General features: G+C 65.6%; 28 protein-coding genes. 13 read left to right on the forward strand and 15 right to left on the reverse strand.

The genetic code is table 11. From position 1 onward, the window contains the following. Nucleotides 1-26 precede the first annotated feature (26 nt). From N2603_RS18725 to N2603_RS18745, 5 genes are all read right to left on the reverse strand, one after another. Nucleotides 27-1,880 (reverse strand): alkaline phosphatase family protein, encoded by a 1,854-nt coding sequence (locus N2603_RS18725; RefSeq protein ID WP_145831356.1) that lies wholly within the window; start codon nt 1,878-1,880, stop codon nt 27-29. Between the two features lie 1,034 nt (nt 1,881-2,914). Beyond that, on the reverse strand, nt 2,915-3,232 hold the full coding sequence (locus N2603_RS18730) for a response regulator transcription factor (protein ID WP_260389914.1): 318 nt from the start codon (nt 3,230-3,232) through the stop codon (nt 2,915-2,917). 51 nt (nt 3,233-3,283) lie between these two features. Further along, a complete protein-coding gene (locus tag N2603_RS18735) occupies nt 3,284-4,507 on the reverse strand; it encodes an ABC transporter permease (protein WP_018647326.1) in 1,224 nt (407 codons plus the stop codon). After that, entirely contained in the window at nt 4,504-5,226 is a 723-nt protein-coding gene (locus tag N2603_RS18740) for an ABC transporter ATP-binding protein (protein ID WP_018647327.1), read from the reverse strand. Before N2603_RS18740 ends, N2603_RS18735 begins: the two co-directional genes overlap by 4 nt. Next, nucleotides 5,223-6,653: an efflux RND transporter periplasmic adaptor subunit gene (locus tag N2603_RS18745; protein WP_311741471.1), complete on the reverse strand. Its 1,431-nt coding sequence runs from the start codon at nt 6,651-6,653 to the stop codon at nt 5,223-5,225. The genes N2603_RS18740 and N2603_RS18745 overlap by 4 nt, the downstream gene beginning before the upstream one ends. Before the next feature lie 600 nt (nt 6,654-7,253). On the opposite strand from N2603_RS18745, the gene N2603_RS18750 reads away from it, so the two are divergent. From N2603_RS18750 to N2603_RS18775, 6 genes are all read left to right on the forward strand, one after another. Then, a complete protein-coding gene (locus tag N2603_RS18750; protein ID WP_260389916.1) occupies nt 7,254-7,901 on the forward strand; it encodes a response regulator transcription factor in 648 nt (215 codons plus the stop codon). 177 nt (nt 7,902-8,078) lie between these two features. Further along, nucleotides 8,079-8,480: a hypothetical protein gene (locus N2603_RS18755; RefSeq protein WP_026312681.1), complete on the forward strand. Its 402-nt coding sequence runs from the start codon at nt 8,079-8,081 to the stop codon at nt 8,478-8,480. A gap of 65 nt (nt 8,481-8,545) precedes the next feature. Continuing rightward, on the forward strand, nt 8,546-8,938 hold the full coding sequence (locus N2603_RS18760) for a curlin (protein WP_260389917.1): 393 nt from the start codon (nt 8,546-8,548) through the stop codon (nt 8,936-8,938). 26 nt (nt 8,939-8,964) lie between these two features. Continuing rightward, nucleotides 8,965-9,375, forward strand: a complete 411-nt coding sequence (locus tag N2603_RS18765) for a curlin (RefSeq protein WP_035667951.1) — start codon at nt 8,965-8,967, stop codon at nt 9,373-9,375. A 43-nt stretch (nt 9,376-9,418) separates the two neighbouring features. Further along, nucleotides 9,419-9,862 (forward strand): curlin, encoded by a 444-nt coding sequence (locus N2603_RS18770; protein ID WP_260389918.1) that lies wholly within the window; start codon nt 9,419-9,421, stop codon nt 9,860-9,862. Nucleotides 9,863-9,874: 12 nt separating this feature from the next. Next, nucleotides 9,875-10,159: a hypothetical protein gene (locus tag N2603_RS18775; RefSeq protein WP_183245116.1), complete on the forward strand. Its 285-nt coding sequence runs from the start codon at nt 9,875-9,877 to the stop codon at nt 10,157-10,159. Between the two features lie 53 nt (nt 10,160-10,212). Here N2603_RS18775 and N2603_RS18780 read toward each other — a convergent pair whose 3' ends face one another. Continuing rightward, entirely contained in the window at nt 10,213-10,494 is a 282-nt protein-coding gene (locus N2603_RS18780) for a hypothetical protein (RefSeq protein ID WP_260389919.1), read from the reverse strand. 282 nt (nt 10,495-10,776) lie between these two features. On the opposite strand from N2603_RS18780, the gene N2603_RS18785 reads away from it, so the two are divergent. Beyond that, nucleotides 10,777-11,238: a hypothetical protein gene (locus N2603_RS18785; protein ID WP_018647335.1), complete on the forward strand. Its 462-nt coding sequence runs from the start codon at nt 10,777-10,779 to the stop codon at nt 11,236-11,238. A 1-nt stretch (nt 11,239) separates the two neighbouring features. Here the strand turns inward: N2603_RS18785 and N2603_RS18790 are convergent, their stop codons facing one another. Then, nucleotides 11,240-12,082: a GNAT family N-acetyltransferase gene (locus N2603_RS18790; RefSeq protein ID WP_260424218.1), complete on the reverse strand. Its 843-nt coding sequence runs from the start codon at nt 12,080-12,082 to the stop codon at nt 11,240-11,242. A 106-nt stretch (nt 12,083-12,188) separates the two neighbouring features. On the opposite strand from N2603_RS18790, the gene N2603_RS18795 reads away from it, so the two are divergent. Both N2603_RS18795 and N2603_RS18800 read left to right on the forward strand, forming a co-directional pair. After that, on the forward strand, nt 12,189-12,893 hold the full coding sequence (locus N2603_RS18795; protein ID WP_260389920.1) for an SDR family oxidoreductase: 705 nt from the start codon (nt 12,189-12,191) through the stop codon (nt 12,891-12,893). Between the two features lie 268 nt (nt 12,894-13,161). Continuing rightward, nucleotides 13,162-13,989 carry an outer membrane protein gene (locus N2603_RS18800; RefSeq protein ID WP_260389921.1) on the forward strand — a complete coding sequence of 276 codons (828 nt, stop codon included), beginning with the start codon at nt 13,162-13,164 and terminating at the stop codon, nt 13,987-13,989. Between the two features lie 66 nt (nt 13,990-14,055). Here N2603_RS18800 and N2603_RS18805 read toward each other — a convergent pair whose 3' ends face one another. Beyond that, nucleotides 14,056-15,117 carry a serine hydrolase gene (locus tag N2603_RS18805; RefSeq protein ID WP_260389922.1) on the reverse strand — a complete coding sequence of 354 codons (1,062 nt, stop codon included), beginning with the start codon at nt 15,115-15,117 and terminating at the stop codon, nt 14,056-14,058. Between the two features lie 374 nt (nt 15,118-15,491). On the opposite strand from N2603_RS18805, the gene N2603_RS18810 reads away from it, so the two are divergent. Both N2603_RS18810 and N2603_RS18815 read left to right on the forward strand, forming a co-directional pair. Next, nucleotides 15,492-15,872 carry an ArsR/SmtB family transcription factor gene (locus tag N2603_RS18810; RefSeq protein ID WP_026312686.1) on the forward strand — a complete coding sequence of 127 codons (381 nt, stop codon included), beginning with the start codon at nt 15,492-15,494 and terminating at the stop codon, nt 15,870-15,872. Next, nucleotides 15,872-16,363, forward strand: a complete 492-nt coding sequence (locus N2603_RS18815; protein ID WP_260389923.1) for an SRPBCC family protein — start codon at nt 15,872-15,874, stop codon at nt 16,361-16,363. Before N2603_RS18810 ends, N2603_RS18815 begins: the two co-directional genes overlap by 1 nt. A gap of 115 nt (nt 16,364-16,478) precedes the next feature. Here the strand turns inward: N2603_RS18815 and N2603_RS18820 are convergent, their stop codons facing one another. Together N2603_RS18820 and N2603_RS18825 are read right to left on the reverse strand one after the other, a co-directional pair. Continuing rightward, nucleotides 16,479-17,450: a Bug family tripartite tricarboxylate transporter substrate binding protein gene (locus N2603_RS18820; RefSeq protein ID WP_260389924.1), complete on the reverse strand. Its 972-nt coding sequence runs from the start codon at nt 17,448-17,450 to the stop codon at nt 16,479-16,481. Nucleotides 17,451-17,486: 36 nt separating this feature from the next. Beyond that, nucleotides 17,487-18,368: an IclR family transcriptional regulator gene (locus N2603_RS18825; protein WP_260389925.1), complete on the reverse strand. Its 882-nt coding sequence runs from the start codon at nt 18,366-18,368 to the stop codon at nt 17,487-17,489. Nucleotides 18,369-18,906: 538 nt separating this feature from the next. Here N2603_RS18825 and N2603_RS18830 point away from each other — a divergent pair. Then, nucleotides 18,907-19,749, forward strand: coding sequence for a hypothetical protein (locus N2603_RS18830; protein ID WP_260389926.1), 843 nt, complete (start codon nt 18,907-18,909; stop codon nt 19,747-19,749). Nucleotides 19,750-19,754: 5 nt separating this feature from the next. Here N2603_RS18830 and N2603_RS18835 read toward each other — a convergent pair whose 3' ends face one another. After that, nucleotides 19,755-20,417 carry a response regulator gene (locus tag N2603_RS18835; RefSeq protein WP_018647346.1) on the reverse strand — a complete coding sequence of 221 codons (663 nt, stop codon included), beginning with the start codon at nt 20,415-20,417 and terminating at the stop codon, nt 19,755-19,757. Further along, nucleotides 20,414-21,799 (reverse strand): HAMP domain-containing sensor histidine kinase, encoded by a 1,386-nt coding sequence (locus N2603_RS18840; protein WP_260389927.1) that lies wholly within the window; start codon nt 21,797-21,799, stop codon nt 20,414-20,416. The genes N2603_RS18835 and N2603_RS18840 overlap by 4 nt, the downstream gene beginning before the upstream one ends. Before the next feature lie 190 nt (nt 21,800-21,989). Here N2603_RS18840 and N2603_RS18845 point away from each other — a divergent pair, with 190 nt between their 5' ends. Next, nucleotides 21,990-22,856 (forward strand): DUF3280 domain-containing protein, encoded by an 867-nt coding sequence (locus tag N2603_RS18845; RefSeq protein WP_260389928.1) that lies wholly within the window; start codon nt 21,990-21,992, stop codon nt 22,854-22,856. Here the strand turns inward: N2603_RS18845 and N2603_RS18850 are convergent. Genes N2603_RS18850 through N2603_RS18860 form a run of 3 tightly spaced genes read right to left on the reverse strand, consistent with a single transcriptional unit; the run spans nt 22,853 to nt 25,890 of the window. Then, entirely contained in the window at nt 22,853-23,884 is a 1,032-nt protein-coding gene (locus N2603_RS18850; RefSeq protein WP_260389929.1) for an L-idonate 5-dehydrogenase, read from the reverse strand. The genes N2603_RS18845 and N2603_RS18850 overlap by 4 nt on opposite strands. Before the next feature lie 26 nt (nt 23,885-23,910). Then, complete coding sequence (locus N2603_RS18855; protein WP_260389930.1) at nt 23,911-24,678, reverse strand: SDR family oxidoreductase; 768 nt, start codon at nt 24,676-24,678, stop codon at nt 23,911-23,913. A 12-nt stretch (nt 24,679-24,690) separates the two neighbouring features. After that, nucleotides 24,691-25,890 carry a mandelate racemase/muconate lactonizing enzyme family protein gene (locus N2603_RS18860; protein ID WP_025036888.1) on the reverse strand — a complete coding sequence of 400 codons (1,200 nt, stop codon included), beginning with the start codon at nt 25,888-25,890 and terminating at the stop codon, nt 24,691-24,693. Nucleotides 25,891-25,966: the final 76 nt, after the last annotated feature.

Below are 25,966 nucleotides of genomic sequence, written 5' to 3' on the forward strand. Positions count from 1 at the left end.
GCGGGGCGCGAGCGCAAGCGGCGGGGTTATTTCCCCGCCGTTTTTTGTTTGCCGGCATCCGGCTCGAGGCCAAGCGTGCGGCCCGGGAAGCCGGCGGCATCGAAATAACGCTGGCTGCCGACGCGCTGGACGTTCAGCACGGTCTGAAGGCCGTTCTCGGACATCTTGGATTTCTCAACCGCCTTGTACGCCTTCGGCACGATGCCGTTGGGCAGGGCCTCCGACATCACGCGGCCGACCAGGCCGCCGTTCTGCGCGGCGCGCAGGCCCATCAGCTGCGCGGCCGTCATCCCGACGTCGGCATTGCTGACCGGCAGCTCGTCGACGAAGCCGGCTTTGAAGTCCGGACCGATGGCGGCCATGAAGTTCATGGTGTCGCCGCGGCTGAAGCTGCCATGCATGCCCTGGCCCTGACGCAGCACAGTGTCGGCGACCTGCACCGAGCAGTTGGTCGGCGCCTCGCCGCACTCGCTGGCATAGGAGCGGAAGTTGACCACGATGGACGGCGTCGGGGTCGCCGACTTGCCGCGCAGGTTGATGCTCGACAGCGGCAGCGTGCCGGGGAAGCGGCCGAGCGAGTCCTCGACGAACAGGCCGGAGACGTAGTCCTGCTCGAGCAAGGCCTTGATGGTTTTCGCCGCCAGCTTCTTGTCCTTGTTCGGCAGATAGATCAGGTCCGAGCCGCCATTGGTGGCGACGACGAGGTCGGGCTTTTCCGGATCCTTGCCGAGCACGCCGTTGCCGGCCTTGGGATGCTTGTTGCCCTCGATCTTCGCATTCTTGTCGTTGGGGTCGAACAGCGGCAGATCGAGCGCCTTGGCCAGATCGAGCGCCAGGAAGCCCATCGGCAAAAAGTCCTTCGGCGTGTCGTCATAGCTGACCTTGGCCGAGGGGCTGGTCTTGCTTTCCTTGGAGATGGTCGAGAAGCCGTGGTCGGCCGAGACGATGATGTTGGTCGAGGCGGCGAGGCCGAGCTCGTCGAGCGCCTTGCGGAGCTGGGCGAGGTTGGTGTCGGCGTTCTTGATGCCGGCCATCGAGGTCGGCCCATTGATGCCGGGCAGGATCTGGTTGAGGCTGTCGCCGGTATTGTGCTGGCTGCCGTCGGGGTCGCGCGACCAGAACACCAGCACGAACGGCTTGTTGCGCGCCTTGAACATCGGCAGCACCACCTTGGCGGCGACGTCGGCGAAATAGGCCTGCTGCGCGACGTTGGCGACCGTGGTGCCCGGCGTCTTGGCATCGCCGGCCTTGGAATTGTCGCCGCGCGGCGGGGTGGCGAGGGGGAGGCCCGCCTTGGTCAGCGCCGCCTTCACCTCGTCCGACAGCGCCACGCTGTTCTTGCCGCCGGTGGAATCGTCGAACACGACCGAATGCAGACCCGGCTTCTCGGGCTTGTCGGTGTGGTCGAACTGGTAGGTCGGACCGACCTTGCCGATCGCCGCGGTGCTGAGGCCCTTGTCGCGGGCCATCTTCAAAATGGTCTCTTCGTTGAGATAGTCGCCCTTGAAATGCTCGTCGATGTCACCGAGCACGGCGTCGTTCTCGATGAAGGGGACCACGGTGTCACCGGCCGGGACCGAGGTGTAATTGGTCCAGATCGTGTTGGAGAACACGCCGGTATCGCCGAGATAATGGCCGGTCGACATCGCCGAGCCGTTGGCCATGGTGAAGGTCGGGAACAGCGAGTGCGGATTCTTGAAGTTGACGCCCTTGTCGCGAAGCTCGGCCATCGCGGGGGCCGTTTCAGGGGTGACCTTCAGCGCGCGCAGACCGTCCGGAATGAACAGGATCAGGTTGCGGGGGGTATTGTTCTGGGCGGACGCGAGTCCGGTGGACAGCACTGTCAGTCCGGCGGACAGCAACAGCAGTGAACGGCGCATGGAAGTCTCCTGGCGTGAGGCGGCATGGCCGCCGACCGCGGCCCCCGGCAATCGTTTAGTTTTGCTGTATGACGGTTTTGTTACAAGGGCCTGTTGTCGGGCAAGAGGGCTGGGGAGGGGGATAGCGTAGGCTCGTGTCCCGGACGCGCTGCAACGCCCTTGGCGTTGCTGCGCAGAGCCGGGACCCAGAGAGCCGCGAATGCGCTGATGCATGGGCCCCGGCTCTGCAGCGCACCGCCGAAGAGGCGCTGCGCTGCGTCCGGGGCACGCGAGCGAAGTTTTGTTGCTCACTTGCCGCAACGCCGTCATTGCGAGCGTAGCGAAGCAATCCAGAATCTTTCCGCGGAAGGACTCTGGATTGCTTCGTCGCAAGGGCTCCTGCAATGACGAAGTGTGTGGTGACGGCCTCGCTCTTTCAATTCGCATTGCCATTCGCAGACACACCTTCGCGTCCTCGCGGCATTTTCCGCCCGAGCTTTGCTTGGCTCCCCCAATGAAAGAGGGCGCAGGGAAGACCGAGTGCCGGCCGGGCACCCACGGTCCACTGTGCGAAGGGTGGCAACAAAGAATTTGCACAGCGGCATACAGGTGAAGCCAAACATCCGGCCTTCCCTGCGCAGTGGTTTTACGGCTTATGTCGTGATCTCCCCGGGGAGCGATGCACTATTGCCCCCGTCGCCGTGCGGATGACTGATGTGCGGGCCCGGTCGGCCGCTCACATCACCGCAAGACTTGACGCACAGACCCCGGGCGTCAGGACCACACGATTTTGCCGTACGCTGATCACACCTGTCGTTGGCGCGACGACTTCGCTCACGGTTGCCCGCCCTGCAAAGCCGATCGCGCCGATGCGATGAGCGTCCACCGCCGCCCGGCCCGCGTGTCGTGACGATCGCGATGCGCCCCTCTTCCTTGGGCCGGAGTAGGAAATGTCTAACAAAAATCCGAATTCTAATAAAGAGAATTATTTCGATGCCGCGCTCTTGACCCCGGGCTTGGGTGTTTTGCCCGCCGGGCTGCGCAAGGGATTGTGGTTAGTCCGGCGCGGTCGGCACCCGCGGATCCGGCGCCAGCGCCTGTGCCGGCTTCACCGTTGCCGGGCCGGTCCGGTTCCTGGTGAGATCGCGCCGCAGCGACAGCGGCACCGTCTTGAGCGCATAGATGATCGCGATCTGGGTCCGGTTCTGGAGCCGGTATTTGCGCATGATGTTGCCGATATGCGCCCGCACCGTGTTCTCCGAGATCTTGAGCTCGTAGGCGATGTTCTTGTTCTGTAGCCCCCGGGCGATCAACATCATCAACTCACGCTCGCGGGGTGTCGGTGTGATCGAATCCTTCGGATCCGCGCTCATGACTGGCTCCTCCCTGGTTGTCGCGTTGATGTGGCCGCCCCCGGCATCGTCTCACTCCGTCTTCAGCGCCTCGATCGGGCTGAGCCTCGATGCCTTGTGGGCGGGATAGAACCCGAAGATGAGACCGGTCGCGATCGAGAAGGCGAGGGCAAGGCCGATCGCCTCGCTGTCGATCGAAGTGACCCATCCGGCCATGCGGGCGACCGTCATCGAGAGCGTGATGCCGCCGGCAACGCCGATGGCGCCGCCGAGCAGGCAGAGCACCAGGGCTTCGCAGAGAAACTGCAGTCGGATGTCCCGCATCCGTCCGCCGAGCGCGCGGCGGATTCCGATCTCCCGCGTGCGCTCGGTGACGGACACGATCATCACGTTCATGATGCTGATGCCGCCGACGAGCAGCGAGACCGAGGCGATGGCGACGAGCAGAAGCGCCACGGTGCGGATCGCGCCCTGCTGCGCTTCCATGGCGGCGGCCGGATCCTGGACCTTGAAGTCGTCCTCCTGGCCGGCGGGGACGCGGTGGCGCTGCCGCAGCAGGCTTTCGATCTCCGCCCGCGCGCCCGCCATCTGACCGTCCGCGGCCACCTTGGCGATGATGTAGGCGACCGAATCCCGGTTGATGTTGCTCGCGCTGCCGAGGAAGCGCAGCTTGGCCGTGCTGAGCGGCACGAAGGCGACGTCGTCCTGCGCCGGGCCCTTGCGATCGAGCACGCCGACCACTTCGAGCGGCACCTTCATGATCCTGATCTGCGCGCCAATGGGGTCGTCGCCGGCTGCGAACAGCTCGCGCGCGACCGTGCTGCCGAGGATCACGACCTTGCCGGCGCCCGACTCTTCCGCGCCGGAAAAATAGCGACCGGAGGCAAGCTGCCAGTCGCGCACCATGAAATGGCCGGTGGTCGTGCCGTTGATCGTGGTGTTCCAGTTCTTGCCCTCGTGGATGACCTGCGCCGTTCCAGCGAGCGAGCCGGCGGCGGCCTGGATTTCCGGGATCTGCTCGAGGATGGCCTGCACGTCGCCCTCGGTCATCGTCAGCTTGCTGCCGTCCTTGAGGCGCACGCCGCCCTGATAGACCGCACCCGGTGTGATCATCAGCACATTGGCGCCGATCGAGCGGATCTGCTCCTGCAGGCGCAGCTGCGCGCCGGAGCCGATCGCGAACACGGTCACGATGGAGGCGACGCCGATCACGATGCCGAGCATGGTGAGGAAGCTGCGCAGCGGATTGAGGCGCAGCGCGTGCAGGGCGATCTGAAACCCCTGGAGCATCGTCATGACGCAGCGCTCCGTCTCGGCAGCAGCTCCGCGACCGTCTCGTCACTCACGAGTTCGCCGTCATGCAGGCGGATCGTGCGCCGGCACTGCGTCGCGATGCCGGGATCGTGTGTGATCATCACGATGGTCTGGCCGGTGCGGTTGAGGGCTGCGAACAGCGCCAGGATCTCGGCGCCGGTCCGGCTGTCGAGCGCGCCGGTCGGCTCGTCGGCGAGCACGATCAGCGGGGAGGCGATCAGCGCGCGCGCGATCGCGACGCGCTGCTGCTCGCCGCCGGAGAGCTGCCGCGGGAAGTGATGGGCCCGGTGCAGCATGCCGACGGCCTGGAGGGTCTGCTCGGCGCGAGCCAAGCGTTCCTTGCGACTGACGCCGCAATAGACCAGCGGCAGTGCGACGTTCTCGATCGCATTGTGGCGCGCGAGCAGGTTGTACGACTGGAACACGAAGCCGATGCTGCGGGCGCGCAGCGACGATCGCCGGTCTTCCGAGAGCTCGGCGACATTGGCTCCCTCGAGATGGACCGCGCCCTCGCTCGGCAGGTCGAGCAGCCCGATCATGTTCATCAGGGTCGACTTGCCCGAGCCCGACGGTCCCATCACGGCGACGATCTCGCCCTGTGCAATGTCGAAGCTGACGTTGCGTACCGCGGTCACTGCTACTCCGTCGGTCCGATAGGTCCTGGACACGGAGCGAAGACTGATGAGGGGCAGGGCGGTCATGATCCGAACCTGATTCCGAGGAACTCCATGCCGGCCGGCCGGATCGCCTGGCCGACGGCGACCTGGCTGCCCTCGACGAGGTCGCCGCTCTTGAGCGCGACCTGCTCGGTGCCGGCCGCGCCGACCGTCACCGCGACGCGCTGGAGCGAGCCGCTGGCGGTGCGCACCCACACGCCGCTATGCGCGCTGGCTGAGTCCGGCCGCGTGCCGGACGGCTGGAAACGCAGCGCTGCGAGCGGCACCTTCAGCACGTCGTCCTGCCGCTCGATCACGATCTTCACGAGCGCAGTCATGCCGGGCAGCAGCGCCCCGTCGAGATTGGAGGTCGCCAGCACGACGGTGTAGGTGACGACGTGCTGCTGGGTCTGCGGCGCCTTGCGCACCTGCCGCACCACGGCCTCGAAGCGGCGGTCGGGATAGGCATCGACCGTGAAATGGGCGCGTTGGCCAGGCGCGATGCGGCCGATATCGGCTTCATCGACCTGCGCATGAATCTCCATGTCTTCGAGACGGTGGGCGACCACGAAGGTGGTGCGCGACTCCAGGCCCACCGCGAGCGTCTGGCCCTCGTTGACGAACCTGCCGACGACGACGCCGTCGATCGGCGAGCGGATCACGGTGCGGTCGAGGTCGGCCTGGGCCGCGGCGAGCACGGCCGCCTTCTCCGGCACCGCCATGCGGGCCTGCTGCAGCTCGGCCTCGATGCGGCGGACATCGGCCTGCGCCCCGTCCACCGAGTAGGAGTTGAGAGACATCAGGACCTCCGCCTCGCGCTCCTGGGCCAGACGCGCGGTGAACTCGGTCTGGGCATCGTCGACCGTCGTCGTTGCGACCACGTTCTGCGACTGCAGCGCCAGCTTGCGCTGCAGGGTCTTCTGCGCCGAGGTCTTGACCGCCTGGGCGCTCTCGAGCTTGGCGGCGAGCACGTCGCGGCTGCCCTTGGCGTTCTGCAGATCGATCCTGGCGCGGTCGAGCTTGGCGCGCGCGATGTCGACCAGGGAATTGGCGACCGCGAGCGAAGCCCTGGCTTCGTCGACCTTGGCCGCGAAGCTGCGTGGATCGATCAGCGCCAGCGGCTGGTCCTTGGCGACGGTGTCGTTGAAGTCGACATAGACGCGGGCGAGCTGCCCGGAGAGCTGGGAACCCACTTCGATGGTCTTGACCGGCTGCAGGGCGCCGGTGACCGTGACGGTCTGCTCGATGCTGCCGCGCTGGATCGCGGCATAGCGGAATACGGGCGCATCCGACCCGAAGGTCGACGGCTCGCGGGCGGCGGGCGCAAGCAGCCGCCTGGTCTGGTCATAGGCGTGAGTCGCTTTGTCTGCCGCGCTGCCGGCGGCGCCGGCGATGACGGTCGGCCCTGCGGCGTAGATCGCGGCGAGGCCGCATGCAGTTCCGAGCAAGGCAATTGCTGGCACAAATCGCATATCAAAACCCGCCCTGGTTGAAATGGTTTCGTTGGCGGTCGGGAAAAAGCGGCAACGCGCTATAGTTGCAAATCATCTAAGGTAGTATCGAACGACAGTATGTCGTCCTTGCCGGGGCGACGGTCGGGTGTGCAGCACGATCCAGAAGTAAAGTCCGCGGCTGCGACGTTTCGTGATTTGCCGGAAGTGCATACCCGTCGTATCGATATGCTGCGCGCGGTATCGAACTCGATAAGCTGACTGAACGTCCCGTATGATCCGGCAAAATCGCTGGTCGCCGGCGTTCAGCTGGTCCATGGGTAGCAATGCCATGACGCAGTCGGCGACGCTGCGGCCACGATACCGGATCGTCACGTCAGCGATAACGCGCCTCGCCGCGATGCCGCCTGTGCCGCCGCGAAATTCCATGCAATCACGAAGCCCGATGTGTGAACGCCTTCACTCGCTTCCGGCGAGCATTGGCCCTAAGACGTCGAACCGGCGGACGGACGCCGATTGTTCGATTCCCGCGAATTCATCCAAGCACCTTGTTATCGCTTGCAAGAAGAATGGACGGCTCGCTGCTCGCCCATCGAGCCCCAAGCCGGGGAGTTTGTTGCAATGAATTCAGGTCAAGCCACGGTTTATGTCGTTGATGACGAAGTCCAGATTCGAAATGCGATTGGAAGTCTCTGTGAGGAGACCGGGCACAAGGTGAAGTTGTTCGCGTCGACCGACGAGTTCCTCGCCGAGAGTCTCTCTGAGGGGCCGTCGTGCCTCGTGCTCGACGTCCGCTTTCCCGGGACATCGCCGACCGGTCTCGAACTGCAGCGCCGACTCCTCGAGAAGGGCGTGTTCATTCCGATCGTCTTCATCAGCGGCTACTCCGACGTCCGTGTTTCGGTCGAGGCGATGAAACGCGGCGCGGTCGAGTTTCTGCCGAAGCCGTTTCGCGAGCAGGAGATCCTCGATGCGATCAGGCACGGCATCGAGCGCGACCGCAGGCGGATGGAGCGCGAGGACGCGGTCCGCGACGCCCGGCAGCGCGTCGAGATGCTGACGAGCCGCGAGCGCGAGATCATGATGCTGATGGCCGAGGGGCTCGTCGCCAAGCAGATCGCGGCAAGGCTTGGCGTGAGCGAGGTGACGGCGAAAGTCCATCGCGCCCGGATGATGCGAAAGCTCGAGCTGCGCTCGCCGATCGAGGTGGTGCGATTGATCGACAGCATGGGACGCGGAGCCGAGGCGCCGCGCGCCGGTGCGGGCTAGCCGCGCATCGTGTGGGCTTTCGAGCGGACGCCGCGCATCGTCTAGTCCGTACCGACTAGCATGAACTGCAGTCTGTCGCGCGGCACGCGACCGGTTCAGAGTATTCCCACGATGTCAGTCGCATTCAGGACCGGCATCCCCACCCAGTCAGACAACTTGGCCAGAAAGGAATACTCCATGCGTAAATTGTTTTTTGCTTCCGTTGCCGTGCTCGCCCTGTCCTCCGCGGCGCAGGCCGCCAACACCGCGACCACAGTGCAGGTCGGCGTTGTGAACGGTTCGAGCGTCTCGCAGCAGGGTCTCACCAATGATACTTCCTCGACCAGCCAGCTCGGCATCGTGAACAGTGCGACCACGATGCAGGGGACCAGCGCGGCCTCGCTCAACAACGCCAGCACGGTCAACCAGATCGGCGTGCAGAACTCGGCGACCACCGGCCAGGTTGCGTTCGGCAACAACGGCAGCTCGATCACCCAGAACTCGTTCGGGCCTCCCGCGCTGCAGAACAACGCCGCCGCCGTCGGCCAGCTCAGCGTGTTCGGCGTCAACGGCAGCACCGTCTCGCAGACGGCGCACTGAGCCACGTATCGTTCGGCCGGGCGCACCCGATTGCGGTGCGTCCGGGCCACTCTGGAGGACATGACATGCGGATCACCTATCTCGTTGCGATGGTCGCGGCGCTCGGTGCGCTCACTGCCGTCGATGCACAGGCCGGCAACTCGGCGAGCGTGCTGCAGTTCGGCACGACCAACAACTCATTCATCTCGCAGAGCGGATCGACCAGCAACAGCGCCACGACGCTGCAGTTCGGCGCGACCAATACGGCGACCACCTTGCAGACGGGCTCGCTCCTGACCGTCAACACCTCGGTGATCGGGCAGGGCGGCACCACCCCGACGGCGTCCAATACCGCGCTGGCCGGCCAGGTGGGCGGCTCCAATTCAAGCCTGATCGGCCAGATCGGCGCCAACAACACGGCCGGCGTCGGGCAGCTCGGAATCCTCAACGGCTCGACGATTCTGCAGCAGACGCCGTGAGCAATCTCGAAGTGATGAGGCATGTCATGAAACATCCTTTGCGAAGCGCGGGCGCCGTGATGCTCGCTCTGTGCTCGGTCGGCGCCGGATCAGCCGGCGCCCAGACCGCCGACATCAAGACCATCGTGTCGGTCGGCGGACCGCCGGTGGTGCTGAACCAGAACAGTCAGCTCAACATGGCGGGCGTGTTCATGATCGGCGGCAGCACCAGCGCGACAGTGACCCAGAACGGCACCAACAATGCCACCGGCGTGCTGCAATTCGGCGGGACGAATTCGGCATCGGTCGGCCAGACCGGAACGATCAATCTCGCCTTCGTCGGCCAGGCCGGCCAGTCGGCGACCAGCCTGGTGTCGCAGCTCGGCGCGATGAATTCAGGCGCTGTGATGCAATTCAGCGCGGTCAACAACTCGACCATCGTTCAGACCCGTCCGTAATCGCGGGAACCGACGGGGAAGCGCGATGCGGTGTGGCAGAGACGTGTTGAAGCGGGTTGTGACTGCTGCGGTGCTGCTGGCTGCGATCGGCACGGCGACGCCGGCGCCGGCCGCATCCGTCCTGCGCAGCGTGACGGACCGGAACGTCAGAATCGATACGGTCGTGCAATTCGGCAACGACTTTCAGCCCGTCACGATCGAGGAGAACAGCCAGATCAATATCGCCCGGGTGATCCAGTTCGGCGGGACGGGAACGGTGGATGCGACCATCATCCAGAACGGCACGCGCAACTATGCCAATGTGATCCAGGTCGGCGGCACCACCAACGTAGCGGTCGGTCAGTCCGGCCTCAGCAACATCGCCGACATCACCCAGGTCGGCAATTCCACCAATGCGCTCCTGCTTCAGATCGGCGACATGAACACGGGAGCGGTGAGGCAGTTCGGACGTTTCAACTGGCTGGCGATCTTCCAGTTCGGCCGATGATGGAGGTGTGACATGAGATTGCTGCTACTCGCATCCGGAATAGGACTCATGAGCGTGATCGCAGCGGCGCCGGCGGGTGCTGCCGACGGTCACACGACGGTGGTGCAGGACGAGAACGGAACCTCGGTCATCACGCAAAGTGGCGATCCGGCGCAGGCCGAGGTCAGGATCGAGAAGGAGCCCGGGCGCACCACGGTCTATCGCCGCAGCGGCGGAAACACCGCCATCGTGACCCAGGGCACCGGCGCTTCGCCTGATATGCTCGAGTGGCTGCGCAAGCAGCTGCAGGAGCATTGACACGCAAAAAGCCCGTCGCCCCGCGAGGACGACGGGCCTTGTTGCAGGCGAGGCTACCAGCGATAATGGCCGGTCAGCGTGCCGTTGTTGTTGCCGTCAGGGCCGACATCGCCCTGGGTCGAGCTCGGTGTCGGATGGTTGGTGCCATTGAGTGCGCCATACGGCCCGCCGGCGTCCGGGTAGTACGCGCGCGGTTGAACGGGTTCGTAGGTGGGGGCGGTGCGGTCCCAGCCGGCCCGCGACCCGTTCCTGTCGTAGCCTTGTGCCGAGGCAGCCGTCGTGCCCGCGACGAGCGATGCCGTGATCAGGCAGAGGAGTTTTGACGTGTTCTGCATTGAAGATGCTCCTTGCTTTCTTGTCGGGGCCAACGACCGCGGCAAGGGGGCGTTCCGGATTGTATCCGGCGGGTGCGATCAACTCCGATCAACTGGTTATGAAGGGCGTTCCGGGGAACGGAGCGGCTGAAATCGCCGGACATCGAGGGCGTCTTGCCGCACCGGGTTCCCCGTTAATCCCGTGCCTTAACCAATAATTAATAATACGTTTGCGGCGGGCGGACGGCCCGGCCTAGCGTGCAGTGGGGAGCTATCGCGAAGCCAAACCAGTTGGTGCGTATCATGACGTCCAGATCACATGGCAGATCATTTGCGGCGCTATTTGCCTCGCTCAGCGCGGCCGCGCTGCTCCTTAGCCCCAGCGACAGTTTTGCCAGACCCGGCGGTGCCGCACCGGCCGTGGCCGGCGCTGCCGTGCCGCCGGCTGCCGCGCGTCCGTCGATCGCGCCGGGGGCGCGCTTCCACCGTCGCAATAATCCCTTCGTCTACTGGCCGGGCGGAGGCGGGTTCTTCTACGACGGTGCGACGTACAGTCAGCCCTTCGGCGATGCCGGACAGCCGCCGCTCTCGAACGACGTGCGCTACACCTACACCTATGACGTGCCCTGGGACTGGGCGCATCGCTTCCCGCCGAACGTCGTGCCGTCCGACCGGCCCTATGTGCCGAGCTGCCCGACCGAGCAGGTGACGGTGCCCGGCCGCGGCGGCGGCGAGCACACCGTCAACATCATGCGCTGCTACTGAGCTAGCCGAGCTCAAAGCTGGTCACGCCGAAGACGCGGTCGATCCGCAGCGGCGGGATCGGCCCCGTGTACATTCGCGCCGTCTCGAACACCGGCTTGAGGCCGAGTCCTTCCGCGAGTGCGATCGCCTCGCCATTGACGGCGGGGACGTCGAGGAAGATTTCGCCGCCGCCCGCACTGGACAGCAGGGCTTGCGCGACCGTTTCCGCCGCCGCGCGATCGTCGGCGACGAGCGGGCCGATCTTGCTGCCCGTCCGGCACGGGCGGATCACGCCCCATGCGGCGAGCCTGCCGTCGCGCAGCAATGCGCGGCCGACGTGACCTTGTCTGTTGATCCAGGCGCGCAGGAAGGCCACGCGTGCGGCCGGGAAGACCGTAGCATCGTCCGCTTCAACCAGTGCGAAGGGGATCGAATCGAGCGCGATGACACCGGTAGGCGGCACCGGTGGCGCGGCGAGGGTGCCGCCATAGCGGATGTTGGCGTAGGCAAGCCGGAAGCCGGACTTCTTGTAGTTGTCCTGCTGGGCGACGACGCCGTCGAGCCCGATCACGCGGCCGCCTGCATGCGCGATCGCCGCGTTCCAGATGCGCAGGCCGTGGCCGGATCCGCGAAGGTCGGCGCGCACGATGTAGAAGCCGAGGAAGGCGAAACGGTCATCGTAATTGACGCAGGAGACGGTCGCGACCGGCTCGCCGCCGATGTCGCCGACGAAGAAGCCCCGCGCATCCGGAATCGCAAAGCAGGCCGCGTCGGAGAGGCCCGGATTCCAGCCTTCCGCCGCGGCCCAGTCGATGGCGAGGGAGATCTCCTCCGGGCGCAGGTTGCGGATCTGCAATTCGCTCATGAAGGATGCCTTCGGGTGGTGGACCTGCCGGCAGGTCCGGCGGTAGAAGGCCTCATGATAGGCCGGGCCTGCGGCTCGCCTCAACTCCATCGCAAGGATAACGGTCATGGCAGCAGAGAAGGTCGCACTCGTCACCGCCGGCGGCAGCGGAATGGGAGCGGGCGCCGCGCGGCGGCTGGCGGCGGACGGCTTTCGCGTCGCGATCCTGTCGTCCTCCGGCAAGGGCGAGGCGCTGGCGGCCGAGCTCGGCGGCCTCGGTGTCACCGGCTCCAACAAGTCGAACGACGACCTGAAGCGCCTCGTTGATGGCGCACTTGCCAAATGGGGACGCATCGACGTGCTCGTCAACAGTGCGGGCCACGGGCCCCGCGCGCCGATCACGGAGATCACCGACGAGCAGTGGCACACCGGCCTCGACACCTATCTGCTCAACGTGATCCGTCCGACCCGGCTGGTGATGCCGGTGATGCAGGCGCAGAAGGCCGGCGCCATCATCAACATCTCGACCGCCTGGGCGTTCGAGCCGAGCGCGATGTTTCCGACCTCCGCGGTGTTCCGCGCCGGGCTCGCCGCGTTCACGAAGATCTTCACCGACACCCATGCCGCCGACAACATCCGCATGAACAACGTGCTGCCGGGCTGGATCGACAGCCTGCCGCAAACCGATGCGCGCCGCGACAGCGTGCCGATGCAGCGTTACGGCAAGGTCGAGGAGATCGCCGCGACGATCTCGTTCCTGGCGTCCGACGGCGCGGCCTACATCACCGGCCAGAACATCCGAGTCGACGGCGGACTGACGCGCTCGGTCTGAGACGGCGCGCGGATTCGCCCGCACCTTGTCGTGACGCGCCGCCGGTTTGCATCGCGCGTCACTGCGGCGGGCGCGATGCGTGGCGCCGAGGTCACACTCGTCGCACGACTTGCGCGATAAGTCACTGATTGCGTCACAGTCCCTACGAACTGCGCGACAGGCCGAGACGCGCGAGCGGTGCTCCGCCTATTCCCCATCTGCGCCGGATCGCTCCCGCCTGCGCGCATCGAAAACGCGAGATCAAGCGCGTGGGGGAATGGAGACTGGAATGAACAAGTTCTTGCTTGCGGTCGCTTCGATTGTGCTCGGCGCCGCATCCGCGCAGGCCGCTGACCTTGCCGCGCAATACACCAAGGCGCCCGCGATGGCGCCGGCCTATAACTGGACCGGCTTCTACGTCGGCGGCACTGTCGGCGGGCAGTGGGGCAGCGCCGACCTCACCACCTCGACGGTATACTCGCCGACCGGCTATTTCGCCACCAGCAGCGTTCCCGCGATCAACACGATCGGCGCCCAGGGCGTCAACAGCTCCAGCGTCACCGGCGGCTTCACCGCGGGCTACAACTGGCAGGTCAACCACGCGGTGCTCGGCCTCGAAGGCGACATCAACTATTTCGGCTTCAAGGGCAGCGCGACCGGTTCGGCTCTCTATCCCTGCTGCGCACCGACCGGCTTCACCGTCAATTCGTCGGTCTCGGCGGATTGGCTCGCCACCATCCGCGGCCGCATCGGCTTCCTCGCGGCTCCGACCTGGCTGCTCTACGCCACGGGCGGTGCGGCGATCGCCGAGGTGAAGGGCAATTTCAACTTCACCGACACGTTCGCGGCCGCGACGGAATCGGCCACGATCCGTGATACGCGGGTCGGCTGGACTGCGGGCGTCGGTACCGAATACGCCTTCGGCGGCGGCTGGTCGCTCAAGGCCGAATATCTCTACGTCGATCTCGGGCGCAGCACGGTGACCAGCACCAATTTGGCCGACCTTGGAACGCGATACCCGACCAACGTCTACACCCACTCGGTCGACCTCACGTCGAACATCGTGCGCGTCGGCGTGAACTACAAGTTCGGCGGACCCGTCGTCGCCAGGTACTGAGCCCATCCCGTTCCGGATCTGGTGTGGAAAGCCCTGGCTCAGCCGGGGCTTTCTGCTTTTGAGGGTTCAGCCGCCATGCGCGGCGACCAGATGCGCCAGCGCCGGCAAAATCTTGTAGCGGGCGATCTCGTGCGGATATTCGCCGCGATTGGCGAGCAGCACGATGCCGATCCGCCGCGCCGGCACGAGGCCGAGATAGCCGGAGGCGTTGTTGAGGCCGCCCGGCTTGTCGACGACGGTGACATCGGGAAGATGCACCGTTTCCCAGGCCATGCCTTGCCCGAATTTCCCGTCGACGCGGAAGGCTTCGCGCTGCGTCATCCGCAGCGCCTCGTGCAAATGCGGGTCGACCGAGCGGCCGTCGAGGCAGGCCGCGACAAAGGTCGAAAGATCCCGCGCAGACGAGAACATCTGGCCAGTGCCGGGAAAGTCAAAATAGCTCTGCTGGTTGCCGATTGGCCCAATCGCCATGCCCTGATCCGAATAGCCCTGGACCGCGCGCTGCATCCAGGCCGCGTCCATGGCGGCGCGGTTGTCGTCGCCGCGCTCGGGCAGAGAGGTCGCGGTCATGCCGAGCGGTTTGAGGATGCGCTGTTCGAACAGCCGTGCGATCGGCGCGCGGTAGCAATTCTCGAGCACGAGCTGGAGCAGCACGTAGCCGGCGTGGCTGTAGATGCGTTGCTTGCCGGGCTGCTCGCCAGCCTGCGGTTTCCAGGCGTTGAGCATCTCGATGAACTGCGCACGTGTGAACTGCTCGTTCGGCCAGGGCGGATGGTCGGTCGGCAGCAGCAGGCCCGAGGTGTGGGTGACGAGCTCGCCGACGGTGACGCGGCGGATATAGTCGCCGTCGAGCTCGGGAAGGTATTTTTGCAGACGGTCGTCGAGCCGCAGCTCACCGCGAAGCGTCCCCAGCGCGACCAGCGTCGCCTCGAACGGCTTGCGCAGCGAGGCGAGGTTGAACAGCGTGTCCGATGTCACCGGCCGTCGTGGGGTGCCGTCGGCAAAGCCATAGTTGAAGAACTCGACATGGCGGCCGGCATAGAGCGCGGCGGCGAGGCCGCCCGGATGATCTGGCGTTGCGGTCGGCGCCAGCTCGGCGGCGACGATATCGCGCATCTGCGCGATCATGTCCGAATCCGCCGATGCACGGCGCGGGCGAAGCGCGATCGCAAGCGGAATGAGCGCAGCCCGGGCGAGCGTTCGCCGGGTGATCGGGGATGAGATGGCAACAGGCGGCACGTGCTCTGATGATTGATGCTTGTGCGCCCCCGACGCTCTTTTAGCGGGGAGGAGGCGAGGTCCCAATTCACGATCGCGCGTTGTGGGTTCCGCGTAGTGGGCCTGTAGCCCGGATGGAGCGAAGCGTAATCCGGGGCCGTCGTGCTTGTGGCAATATCCCGGATTGCGCTGCACTCCATCCGGGCTACAGTGCCATCAATTTTAACTTAGCCGATCGGCTAACAATCATTGACATTCACGGTCTGCGGTCTATAGTTAGCTCAATGGCTAACCAATTGAACCGACTCGATCAGATCTTCGCAGCGCTCGCCGATCCAACACGGCGCGCGATCGTGATGCGGCTGTGCGCCGGAGAAGCCTCGGTCGGCGAGCTCGCCGACCCCTTCGACATGGCGCTGCCGAGCTTCATGAAACACATCCACGTGCTGGAGGTGAGCGGGCTGGTCGAGTCGGAGAAGTCCGGCCGGGTGCGGACCTGCCGGCTCAGCCCGGACGCGCTCGTCGGCGCGGAAGACTGGTTCCAGCAGCAGCGCGCGATCTGGGAGGCGCGGCTCGACCGGTTCGAAGCCTATGTGATGAAGCTGAAGAAGGAGAGGGCGGCCAAGCGGCCGTCGCGTACAACCAAGAAGAAAGGTTCCGAGTGATGACGAATTCTGCCAATCCTGCCCTGTCGCAATGGTCGCTCGACCGCGAGATCGTGATGTCGCGCGTAATCGATGCGCCGCGCGATCTGGTGTTCGAGGCGTGGTCCGACCCGAAGCACCTGCCGCAATGGTTCGGGCCGAAGGGCTTCAAGGTCGAGACCTTCGAGATCGACGTACGGGTCGGCGGCGTCTGGCGTTTCAACATGATCGGTCCCGACGGGACGGTCTATCCGAACCGGATGCGCTTTCGCCGTATCGAGCGGCCGTCGCTGATGGAGATGGACCACGGCACCGACCAGGATGATGATCCCGGCATGTTCCGCTTCACCCTCACCTTTGCCGAGCAGAGCAACGGCAAGACGGTGCTGATGATGCGGCAACTGGCCTCGAGCACGGAGCAGCGCGACGGCATGATCGGCTTCGGCGCGGTCGAATACGGCTACCAGACGCTGGACAAGCTGGCGGCGTATGTGGCTGGGATGAAGAGGTGATTGTTGTCATTCCGGGGCTCGCGAAGCGAGAACTCAGGTGCGCAATTGCGCACCTGAGAATCTCGAGATTCCGGGTTCGCCCCTTCAAGGCGCCCCGGAATGACGGCGTGTACCGTCACTCCCCCTTCAATCCGGCCTCGCGGATCAGCACGCTCCATCTCTGCGTCTCGTTGTCGATGAACTGGCCGAATTCGGCGGCGGTGCCGGTGCGCACCTCCAGGCCCTGCGCGGTGAGCCTGTCCTTCACGGCGGGCTCGGTAAGCACGCGCGCGACTTCGGCCTGCAGCTTGTCGACGATCGGCCGCGGCGTCGTCGCCGGCGCCATGACGCCGAACCAGCCGGCGGCGATCACGCTCAAAAAGCCCTGTTCGCGCAAGGTCGGCGCCTGCGGATAGAGCGGGCTGCGTTCGCTGGAGGCAACGCCAAGCACCCTGAACTTGCCGCTCTGGATGTAGGGCAGCGCGGTCGGCAGCGCCGTCAGCGTGGCATCGACGCGCCCCGCAAGCAGTTCGGTGTAGGAGGCGGCATCACCCCGGAAGGGAATATTGAGTCCCTTGACGCCGGCATCGCGGAACAGCAGCTCGCCGGCGAGATGCGGCTGCGAACCGGCGCCGGGCGAGGCGAAGGTCAGCCCGTCAGGCTTCGACTTGCCGTAGGCGATCAGCTCTGGAAGCGTCTTGAACGGCGCATCGGCGCTGATGATCAGGAACAGCGGCGCGACCACCGCCATTGCGACGGGCTGAAGATCCCTGCGATCGTAAGTCAGCTTGCCGAACAGCGCCTCGGCAGTGGCGTAGGGGGCTGCGACGTAGAGAAAGGTGTAGCCGTCGCCCGGCGCATGCGCGACGAGATCGTTCGCGATGCGCGTGCCGGCGCCCGGCTTGTTCTCGACGATGAACTGCTGGTGCAGGCTGCGGCCGAGCTCTTCGGCAAGGAGGCGCAGCGAGATGTCGTTGGAGCCGCCGGGCCCGTAGGGCGAGATCAGCCGCACCAGGCGCGACGGCCAGGCGTCTTCAGCCTGCGCGGAGAATGGAATGGACAGGGAAAGGGCGAGGGTGCCCAGCAATGTTCGGCGTGTGATGGTCATGTCGGCCTCCCGGGGGTGGAGCGCCAGTGTTCTTGTTCATCTCCTGGCCCTCTTCTTGTTTTGTTTTGTCTCGGCCGCCGGCCTTGCCGTGCCGACGATGGCGCGGATGCTATCGGCGAGTGCCGCGATGCGCGGGCCGACCTCGCCCTCCAGCTGGCCCGGCTGGAGCCGGAATGCGGGGATGCCGCAATTGATCGAGAACGACTGCCTGGTTTCGCTCGCGTGAAACAGCGGCGCCGCGACGGCGTGGATCGAGGCCATGTATTCGCCCCAGCAGACGCAGAAGCCACGGCTCGCGCATTGCACAAGACCGGCGCGGTATTTTTCGCGGAAGGCTGACCAGAGTTCGGCGTCCTCGCTTGCGAGGCGCTCTTCGAGGAGTGCGGCATCTGTCTGCGGCAAGGTTGCAGCCGCGGCGCGGCCCATCGCCGTCATGACCACGGGAATGGGCATGCCGATGTCGGGAACGTGCGGGCCGACGTCGCCGGAGCGCGCGGTCTCGACATAGATCATGGAGGTCGCATCCAGCAGGCCGATGGAGACGGTGCCGCGCACGCTCTGCGCAAGCTCCTGCATCATGGGTCGCGCGACTTGGCGGAACTGCATATCGGCGAGCAGCGGATGCGCCATGCGAAGTGTGCGCGCGCCGACGCGATATTTGGCGCGATCGGCATCGTAGCGGAGATAGCCAAGCTCGGCGAGCGTATGCGTCAGCCGCGCCACCGTCGGTCGCGGAATCCCCGTCAGAATCGACAGCTCCATGTTGCCGAGCAACGTCGTCCCGGCCTTGAAGGCTTCGAGCACCACGAGGCCCTTTGCGAGTGTCGTCGCGAACGCGGCATCGTCGCCGCGCGACGCCAGCACCGCGGCGGCGGACGAGGAAGCTTGGGGCGATTTGGACCGAATAGTTTGGGCCATAGGCTTCTTATGGACGAACAAACCAATATTGTCGAATAAATATAGCATATTTCTAATTCTGTCCGATATGTGGACAGCGCGGCTTCTACGCTCATCGCAATTAAGGAGCGTCGTTCTGCGGCCTTGGATTGCCGATGTTTCTTGGGGCTATCCATGAAACGTCATGATCTCCTCGCCTTGGGCAAAGAGGTTGTCGTTGCTGCGACTCCGTCGACGCTCCAAGTGGTCGCCAAATTCTCACGTCCATGCAGAGCGGCGAACGCTGGAAGGAGATCAAGATGATTGAGTAGCGCCGAGCGCTCGCTTCGTCGTCCGCATCAGCGGGACATATGTGCGATGCCGAAAGAGTCGTCGTGATTCATACTCATGATTCGGACGGGCGCTTTCCGTCGCGAAACTTTCAGCAGCCTTCCGCGAATATGACAGCGCGCAGCGCTATTATGACAGTATCATGACATCGATTTCTGTCGCGCCGTGCTGCCGATTTATGACAGAATTGCTACCGCTGAATGAAATATCGATTACGGCGGAGCGATTCATGTTGAAGTGGCAGGCGCGGTCAAATCCCCTCGCGTGGTGGTGGGGGTCGCTGACGCTTGTGAGCAGCGCCAACATTCTCGTCTGGTTCATGCTGTATCGCGAGTTCTACCCGACGGTCGCGGGCAGCATCAGTGGCGGCTCCGACATCGGGCTGATGTTCCTGCTCTGCGCCGGCTATGTGTTCGGCTGCGCCTTCCGCTCGGTGCTGCCGCGCGCCGACGTGCAGCGCATCTGCCTGTTCGATACCTGGCTATCGAGCATCTTCGTCGGCCGGACGGTCGCGACCGTGGCCGAACTCTGCTTCGTCGCGCAATGGGCGATCATCCTCCATCAGCTGGGTCAAATGACCGGCGCGGAAACCGCCGTGAACATCGCGCTCGTGATCGTGCCCATCATCATCATCGCCGAGTGCTTCTCCTGGTACGCGGTGGTGACGACCAACTTCCTCTACAACGCGATCGAGAACTCGCTGTGGGCGGTGACCTTCTTCCTCGCCGGCATCGCGCTGTGCCGCCTGATGCCGGAATTCCAGGGGCCTGTGCGCTGGGCGCTGATGGCCGGCATCGTCGGCATAGCCTGCTTCCTCGCCTTCCTCGTCACCGTGGACGTGCCGATGTATCTCAGCCGCTGGCGGGCAGGGCACGCCGAGGGAAACAGATTTCTCGGTTTCCTCGAAGGCCTGCATGACGTCTCGACGCGCTGGGTGGTGACACACGACATCGCGCACTGGAAGGGCGAGCTGACCTGGATGTTCCTGTATTTCAGCGCCGCGGTGTGGTCGAGCCTCGCGCTCTGCGCGCTCTATGCGATGGAAGGCTATCTGACGCGCTATCTCGCCTGAACGCTTCAGGCCTCGCCGAGATCGACCTGCGTCAGCAGTCCCTGGCGCAGCGCCAGGCGGACCAGCTCGATGTCGGAGCCGACGCCGAGCTTGTCCTTGATCAGGGAATGCAGGTTCGCCACCGTCTTCGGGCTGACATGCAGCGTCTCGGCGATCTCGTCCGTCGTCCTCTCGGCCAGCAGCAGCCGCAGCACCTCGAACTCGCGCGGCGTCAGCACGTCGGCCGCCGAGCTCTCGCCGGCGAGCCGGCTCAGCGCGAGCTCGTGGTCGATGTCGGGGCTGATGGCGATCCTGCCGGCGAGTACATCCATCACCGCGCGCACCAGCGTCTCGGGCGGGCTGGTCTTGGTGACGTAGCCCCGCGCGCCGGCGCGGATCGCCTGCACGGCAAAGCCCGCATTCTGGTGCATGGTGAACACCAGGATCTTTGCGCCCTTGTCCCGCTGCCGGATGCGCCTCACGGCTTCGATGCCGCCGATGCCGGGCATGCTCAGATCCATGATGACGAGATCGGGCGCCTCGGACTTGTACAGCCGGTAGGCCTCCGCGCCGTCGGAGGCTTCTGCGACGACGCGCAGGCCCGGCTGCTTCTGGAGCACCGAGCGATAGCCCTCGCGCACCACGGAATGGTCGTCGACCAGCAGGATGGTGGCATCGCCCGCGCTCATGCCGCGTGATCCAATAACTGCCGATCGGCGGCTTCTAGCGGAATGACGACACGCAGCGCGGAGCCGCCGTTCGGTCCGGCCTCGAAGCTCAGCCGGCCGCGCAGCGCCGCGACGCGCTCGCGCATGCCGAGGAGGCCCATGCCCGATTTCGCGGCGGGCTCGTTCGACCGTCCGTCATCGTCGATCGCAAGCGCGATCTCGTCGGGCCGCATCGTCAATTCCAGGCTCACTTTCGTGGCGCCGGCGTGCTTGGCGGCATTGGTGAGGGCCTCCTGCACGATGCGATAGAGGTTGGCGCTGACGGCGGCCGGCAGGGTCTCGAAAGCGCCGTCGAAACGGATCGAAAACCGCGTCTCGCCGCGGCTGCGCCCGTTCCAGCCGGCGACCAGCCCTTCGAGGCTGGCGACGAGCCCGAGCTCCTCGACGTCGGGCGGCCGCAGCCGGAACAGCGCACCGCGCAGCGTCTCCATCATGCCGGTTGCGGTCCGCGAAATGCCGTCGCATTCGGACAGCAGGGACGGGCACTCCTGCGCGGCGGTCTGGCGGGCCGAGGAGGCCAGCGCGCGGATGGCGGCCAGCGACTGACCGAACTCGTCGTGCAACTCGCGGGCGAGATGGCGGCGCTCCTCGTCCTGGAGTGCGATCAGCTTCCGCGTCAGCTCGCTGCGCTCGGCAAGCGCGGTGTCGAGGCTTTGGGCGAGATGGTTGAAGACGTCGCGGATGGCGGAGAGCTCGGCGAGGTCGAAGGGCGGCAGCCGCGTCGTGAGGTCATTGGCGGCGATGCGTTCGAGGCCGGTGCGGATCATGCGGGTGGGCCGCAGCGCGCGCGCCAGCGCCGCGTACACCAGCACGCAGAGCAGCGGCAATGCGATCGCGAGCGCGAGCATCAGGCGGCCGGCCTCATGCCAGGCCTCCGCCGTCTGCACCGCCGGATCGACCGAGACCACGGTCTCGCCGAGCTTGGTGCCGCGCACGATCACGGGCCGAGCCGCCTCGCGGCCGGGGTTGAACAGGCTGCGATAGAACGCGGCGAAGGCCTGCGGCGGCGGGTTCGCCGGGGCAGGCGCGCCGCTGCAGAAGCGCTGGAGCATGTCGCCGCCGGGGCCACGGAATGCCAGGCAGAGACCGGGCGTCATCACGTAGGCCGCGACGGGATCAAGGTTTGGAAAGTCCGAGCGCGGGTTCGCCACCCACTGGACCTTGCCTTGCTGCAGCTCCAGTGATTTTGCCACGATGGCGGCAATGCTGTCGCTGCGCGCATGCGCCGCGCGGTCAGCCGTGACAAGGAAATAGGCGGAGATCGCGGCGAAGCAGGCGGCCGATATGGCGGCCACGCGCAGCGTCAGACGAACCTTCAGATCGAACCTCGGGCGGTTCCACATCGGCAGGCACCTGGTGCGAACGGAATTGTCGCTCCGTATTAAACGGCAGAACGCAGGCGGCGGGAAGCGTTCCCGCCGTACCGCAGTGCAATGTCGTGAAATTTTCCCGGCGTTCGTCGGGACAGTCACGGCTGCGTGGTCTCAAGCCAGCCGTCCAGATTTGCGGGCCGTTCCATCCCACGAGGCGTTCATGCACCGCTCCCGGTTGATTCTCGCTGCCATTCTCCTGTTCGTCCTCTCTCACGCGCCGGCAGGTGCCGAGGCCATCGGCGTTGCCATGGACGATTTCAGCTATACCGACACGTCGGCCGAGCCGGCGAACCAGACCGCGGCCCATGAGCGGCGGCTGTCGGCGTTCATGGCCGCGCTCAGGCGGGATGTCAGTGCGGACGGTCGTTACCGGCTCGCGGCATCGGCCCAGGACGGGGCGGCGTTCAAGGTGATCGGCGGCATCCAGAAGACCAGCACGCTGGTGCAATGGGCCAAGGTCGCCGTGATCGATGTCGGCGCCAAGAAGCTCGTGATGGACAAGCTCTACACCTTCCGCGGCGACAATGATGAATCCTGGGAGCGCGCCGAGATGTTTGTCTCCCGCGAGGTGATGGCCGCGCTCGCTACGCCTGCGCCGGTCGCGCTGGCGGTGTTCGAATTCGAGCTCGAGGACACGACCGCCGCAACAGTCGGCGCCTCGGCCGCGTCGGATGCGTCGTATCTGGCAGAAGTCACCGCTGGCGTGCGCGAGTCGCTCAGCCAGTCCGGCCGTTACCGCATCGTCGATGTCAGCGGTGAGGCGGCGAAGGTGCCCGCCCTGCGCGACTGTGGCGGCTGCGAGGCGGCGATTGCGCAAAAGCTCGGCGCCGACCAGTCGCTGATCGGCGTGGTGCGGCGGGTCAGCCGCACCGAATACACGCTGGGCTTCCAGCTCCGCGATTCCAGGACCGGTGCAGTGCTGGCGCGCGGCGACAGCGGCCTGCGCATGGGCGCAGACTATTCCTGGAAACGGGGCGCCGTGCGGCTGGTCAGCGACCGGCTGATCGAGAGCCAGGCGAAACCCTAAAAGGTCAGCTGCACCTTCATCGACTGCGAACGGTCGCTGGCGAGCTCGAAGGCGGCGACCGCGTTCTCGAACGGCATGGTCGCCGTGATCAGCGGTTTCACGTCGATCAGGCCTTCGCCCATCAGCCGCACCGCCAGCTCGAACTCGGGATCGAAGCGGAAGGTGCCGCGCAGCTGCAGCTCCTTGGCGACGATCGAATTGATCGGCAGCGTCATCTCGCCGCCGAGGCCGAGCTGCACCAGCGTGGCACCGGGCCTGAGCACGTCGAGCGCGGTGCGGAGCGCCGCCTGATTGCCGGAAGCCTCGAACAGCGTGTCGAACACGCCCTTGCCGGCGCGCCACGGATCGAGCGCGCTGGCATGGGCCGCGACGTTGATCGCATGCGTGGCGCCGAGCTTCTTTGCGACCGCGAGCGGCGCGTCGGCCACATCCGTCACCACGATCTCGGATGCACCGCCGAAGCGCGACACAAGAATCATCAGCGCGCCGATCGGGCCGCAGCCGGTGATCAGCACGCGCTTGCCGAGCAGGGGGCCGGCCTGCTTGCCGGCATGCAGGCACACCGCGAGCGGCTCGGCGACCGCGGCCTCCGCCAGCGAGAGCTTGTCCGCGATCGGCACGGCCTGCGTCGCATCGACCGTGATGAACTCGCGAAAGCCGCCCTGCACATGGGGAAAGCGCATCGCGCTGCCGAGGAAGCGCATGTCGAGGCACTGGTTGCGCATGCCCTCCTGGCAGTGCAGGCACGCCCCGCACGGCTTGCTCGGATTGACCGCAACGCGGGTGCCAGCCTTCACGCTGGCGACGCCGTCGCCGACCGCGGCGACGACGCCGGCGATCTCGTGACCCAGCGCCATCGGCTGCTGGATGCGCACGACGCCGAAGCCGCCGTGATGGTAGTAGTGCAGGTCGGAGCCGCAGATGCCGCCATTGGCGATCTTGACGCGGACCTCGCCCGGGCCGGGCGTCGGATCGGGGTAGGTGTCGATCCGCAGGTCCTTCGGGGCGTGAATGACGACGGCGCGCATGGCTTGCTCCTTCGTTGTCTTGGCGGTCACATCGCGGCGATCATGCCGCCATCGACATAGATGATCTGGCCGTTGACATAGGTGGACGCATCCGAGGCGAGGAAGATCGCCGCGCCCACGAGCTCGTCCGGCTTGCCCCAGCGCTTGGAGGGGATGCGGCCCATCAGCCAGTTGTTGAAGTCGGGGTTATTGACCAGCGCCTCGTTCATGTCGGTGAGCATGTAGCCGGGGCCGATGGCATTGGCCTGGATCCCGTGCTGGGCCCATTCCACCGCCATCGAGCGGGTCAGGTTCTTGATGCCGCCCTTGGCGGCGGTGTAGGGCGCGATGGTGGGACGTGCGAGCTCGCTGCCGAGCGAGCCGATATTGATGATCTTGCCGTGCTTGCGCGGGATCATGCGCTTGCCGGCCTCGCGGCCGATCACGAAGGCGCTGGTGAGATCGGTCTCGATCACCTTGCGCCATTCGTCGGTGGTGAACTCCGCCAGCGGCTTGCGGTGCTGGATGCCGGCATTGTTGACGAGGATGTCGACCGCGAGGCCTTCGCGGTCGAAACGCTCGAAGGCGGCAACGATCGCCTGCTCGTCAGTGACGTTGAACGCAGCACCCTCGGCCTGATGGCCGGCGGCGCGAAACTCGGCGACGGCCTGCTCGACGCGCTTGGGATCGACGCCGTTGATGATGATTTTGGCGCCGGCCTTGGCCATGCCCTCGGCAATGGCGCGGCCGAGTCCGCGGGAGGAGCCGGTCACGAGGGCGGTGCGGCCGGAGAGATCGAAGAGGGAGGTGCTCATCCTAGGAAATCCTCAGACGTTGGAGCGGCGCACGGTGAGATCGGTGCGCTCGAAGACAGCAGGCAGGAGGTCGACGCCGAGGCCGGGGCCTTCCATCGGGAAGACATAGCCGTCCTTGATCACGGGCATCGTGGTGACGAGCTCATTGTACCAGCCCTTGTAGAAAGCGCGCACCGATTCCTGGATCAAGGTGTTGGGCTGGCTGAACGACATGTGGATGGCGGCGATGAAGCCGATCGGGCCGATGCAGTCATGCGGTGCGAAGGGACGGTGATAGGTCTCGGCCATCGCCGCGATCTTGCGGCCCTCGGTGAGGCCGCCGGTCCAGCACAGGTCCGCCATCACCACATGCATGGCGTCGCGGTCGAGCATGTCCTTGTACGGGAAGCGCGAGCCCAGCGTCTCGCTGGCGCAGACCCAGACGTCGGTGGAGCGGGCATATTCGGCCAGCGCCTGCGGCGAGTTCATCCGGATCGGGTCTTCATACCAGGTCGGCTTGTAGGGCTCGAGCGCGCGCGCGATCTGCTTGGCGGTCGGCAGGTTCCACAGCGAGTGGAGCTCAACCATGATCTCCATCTTGTCGCCGACGGCTTTCCGGATCTTCTCGAACGGCTCGATTGCCTGCTTCATCTGCGCGGCGGTGATGTAGAGGCCCTTGTTCTCCTGCGCCGCCGGATCGAACGGCCAGATCTTCATGGCCGAGATGCCGCTCTCCAAAAGGCTTTCGGCCAGCGCGTCGGCGTGATTCATGAAGCCGTCGAGGTCCTCATAGGGGCCCTTGGAGGCGCCGAGATTCCAGTTCGCGACCGGGCTGATATTGGTCGAGCGAACATACTGCGTGCCGGCGCAGGTGTTGTAGATGCGCTGTTTGTCGCGGCAGAGGCCGCCGAGCATCTGGTGCACCGGCTGATTGCAGACCTTGCCGAACAAGTCCCACAGCGCGATGTCGATCGCCGAGGCCGCGCGATATTCGACGCCGGTCGAGGACTGCGCCATCGGCAGGTTCAGCATGTCGCGATGGATCGCTTCGATGTGCAGCGGATTGCGGCCGAGCAGGCGGCCGGCAAAGGTGTCGTGGATCTGCGCCTCGACCGCGCCGGCGCCGTAAAAGGTCTCGCCGAGACCGATCAGTCCCGTGTCGGTGTGGATGCGCACCCAGATGACGTTGGAAAATTCCTCGGTACGCAGTGTCTCGATCGACGTGATCTTCACGGCAACTCTCCTCCCATCGAAAGGCGCCTCGCGCCCGGCGTCTCATTTCGCACTGCAGCATGTTGCAGATCGCGTC

This window comes from Bradyrhizobium huanghuaihaiense (genome assembly GCF_025200885.1).
Lineage (GTDB): Bacteria > Pseudomonadota > Alphaproteobacteria > Rhizobiales > Xanthobacteraceae > Bradyrhizobium > Bradyrhizobium huanghuaihaiense.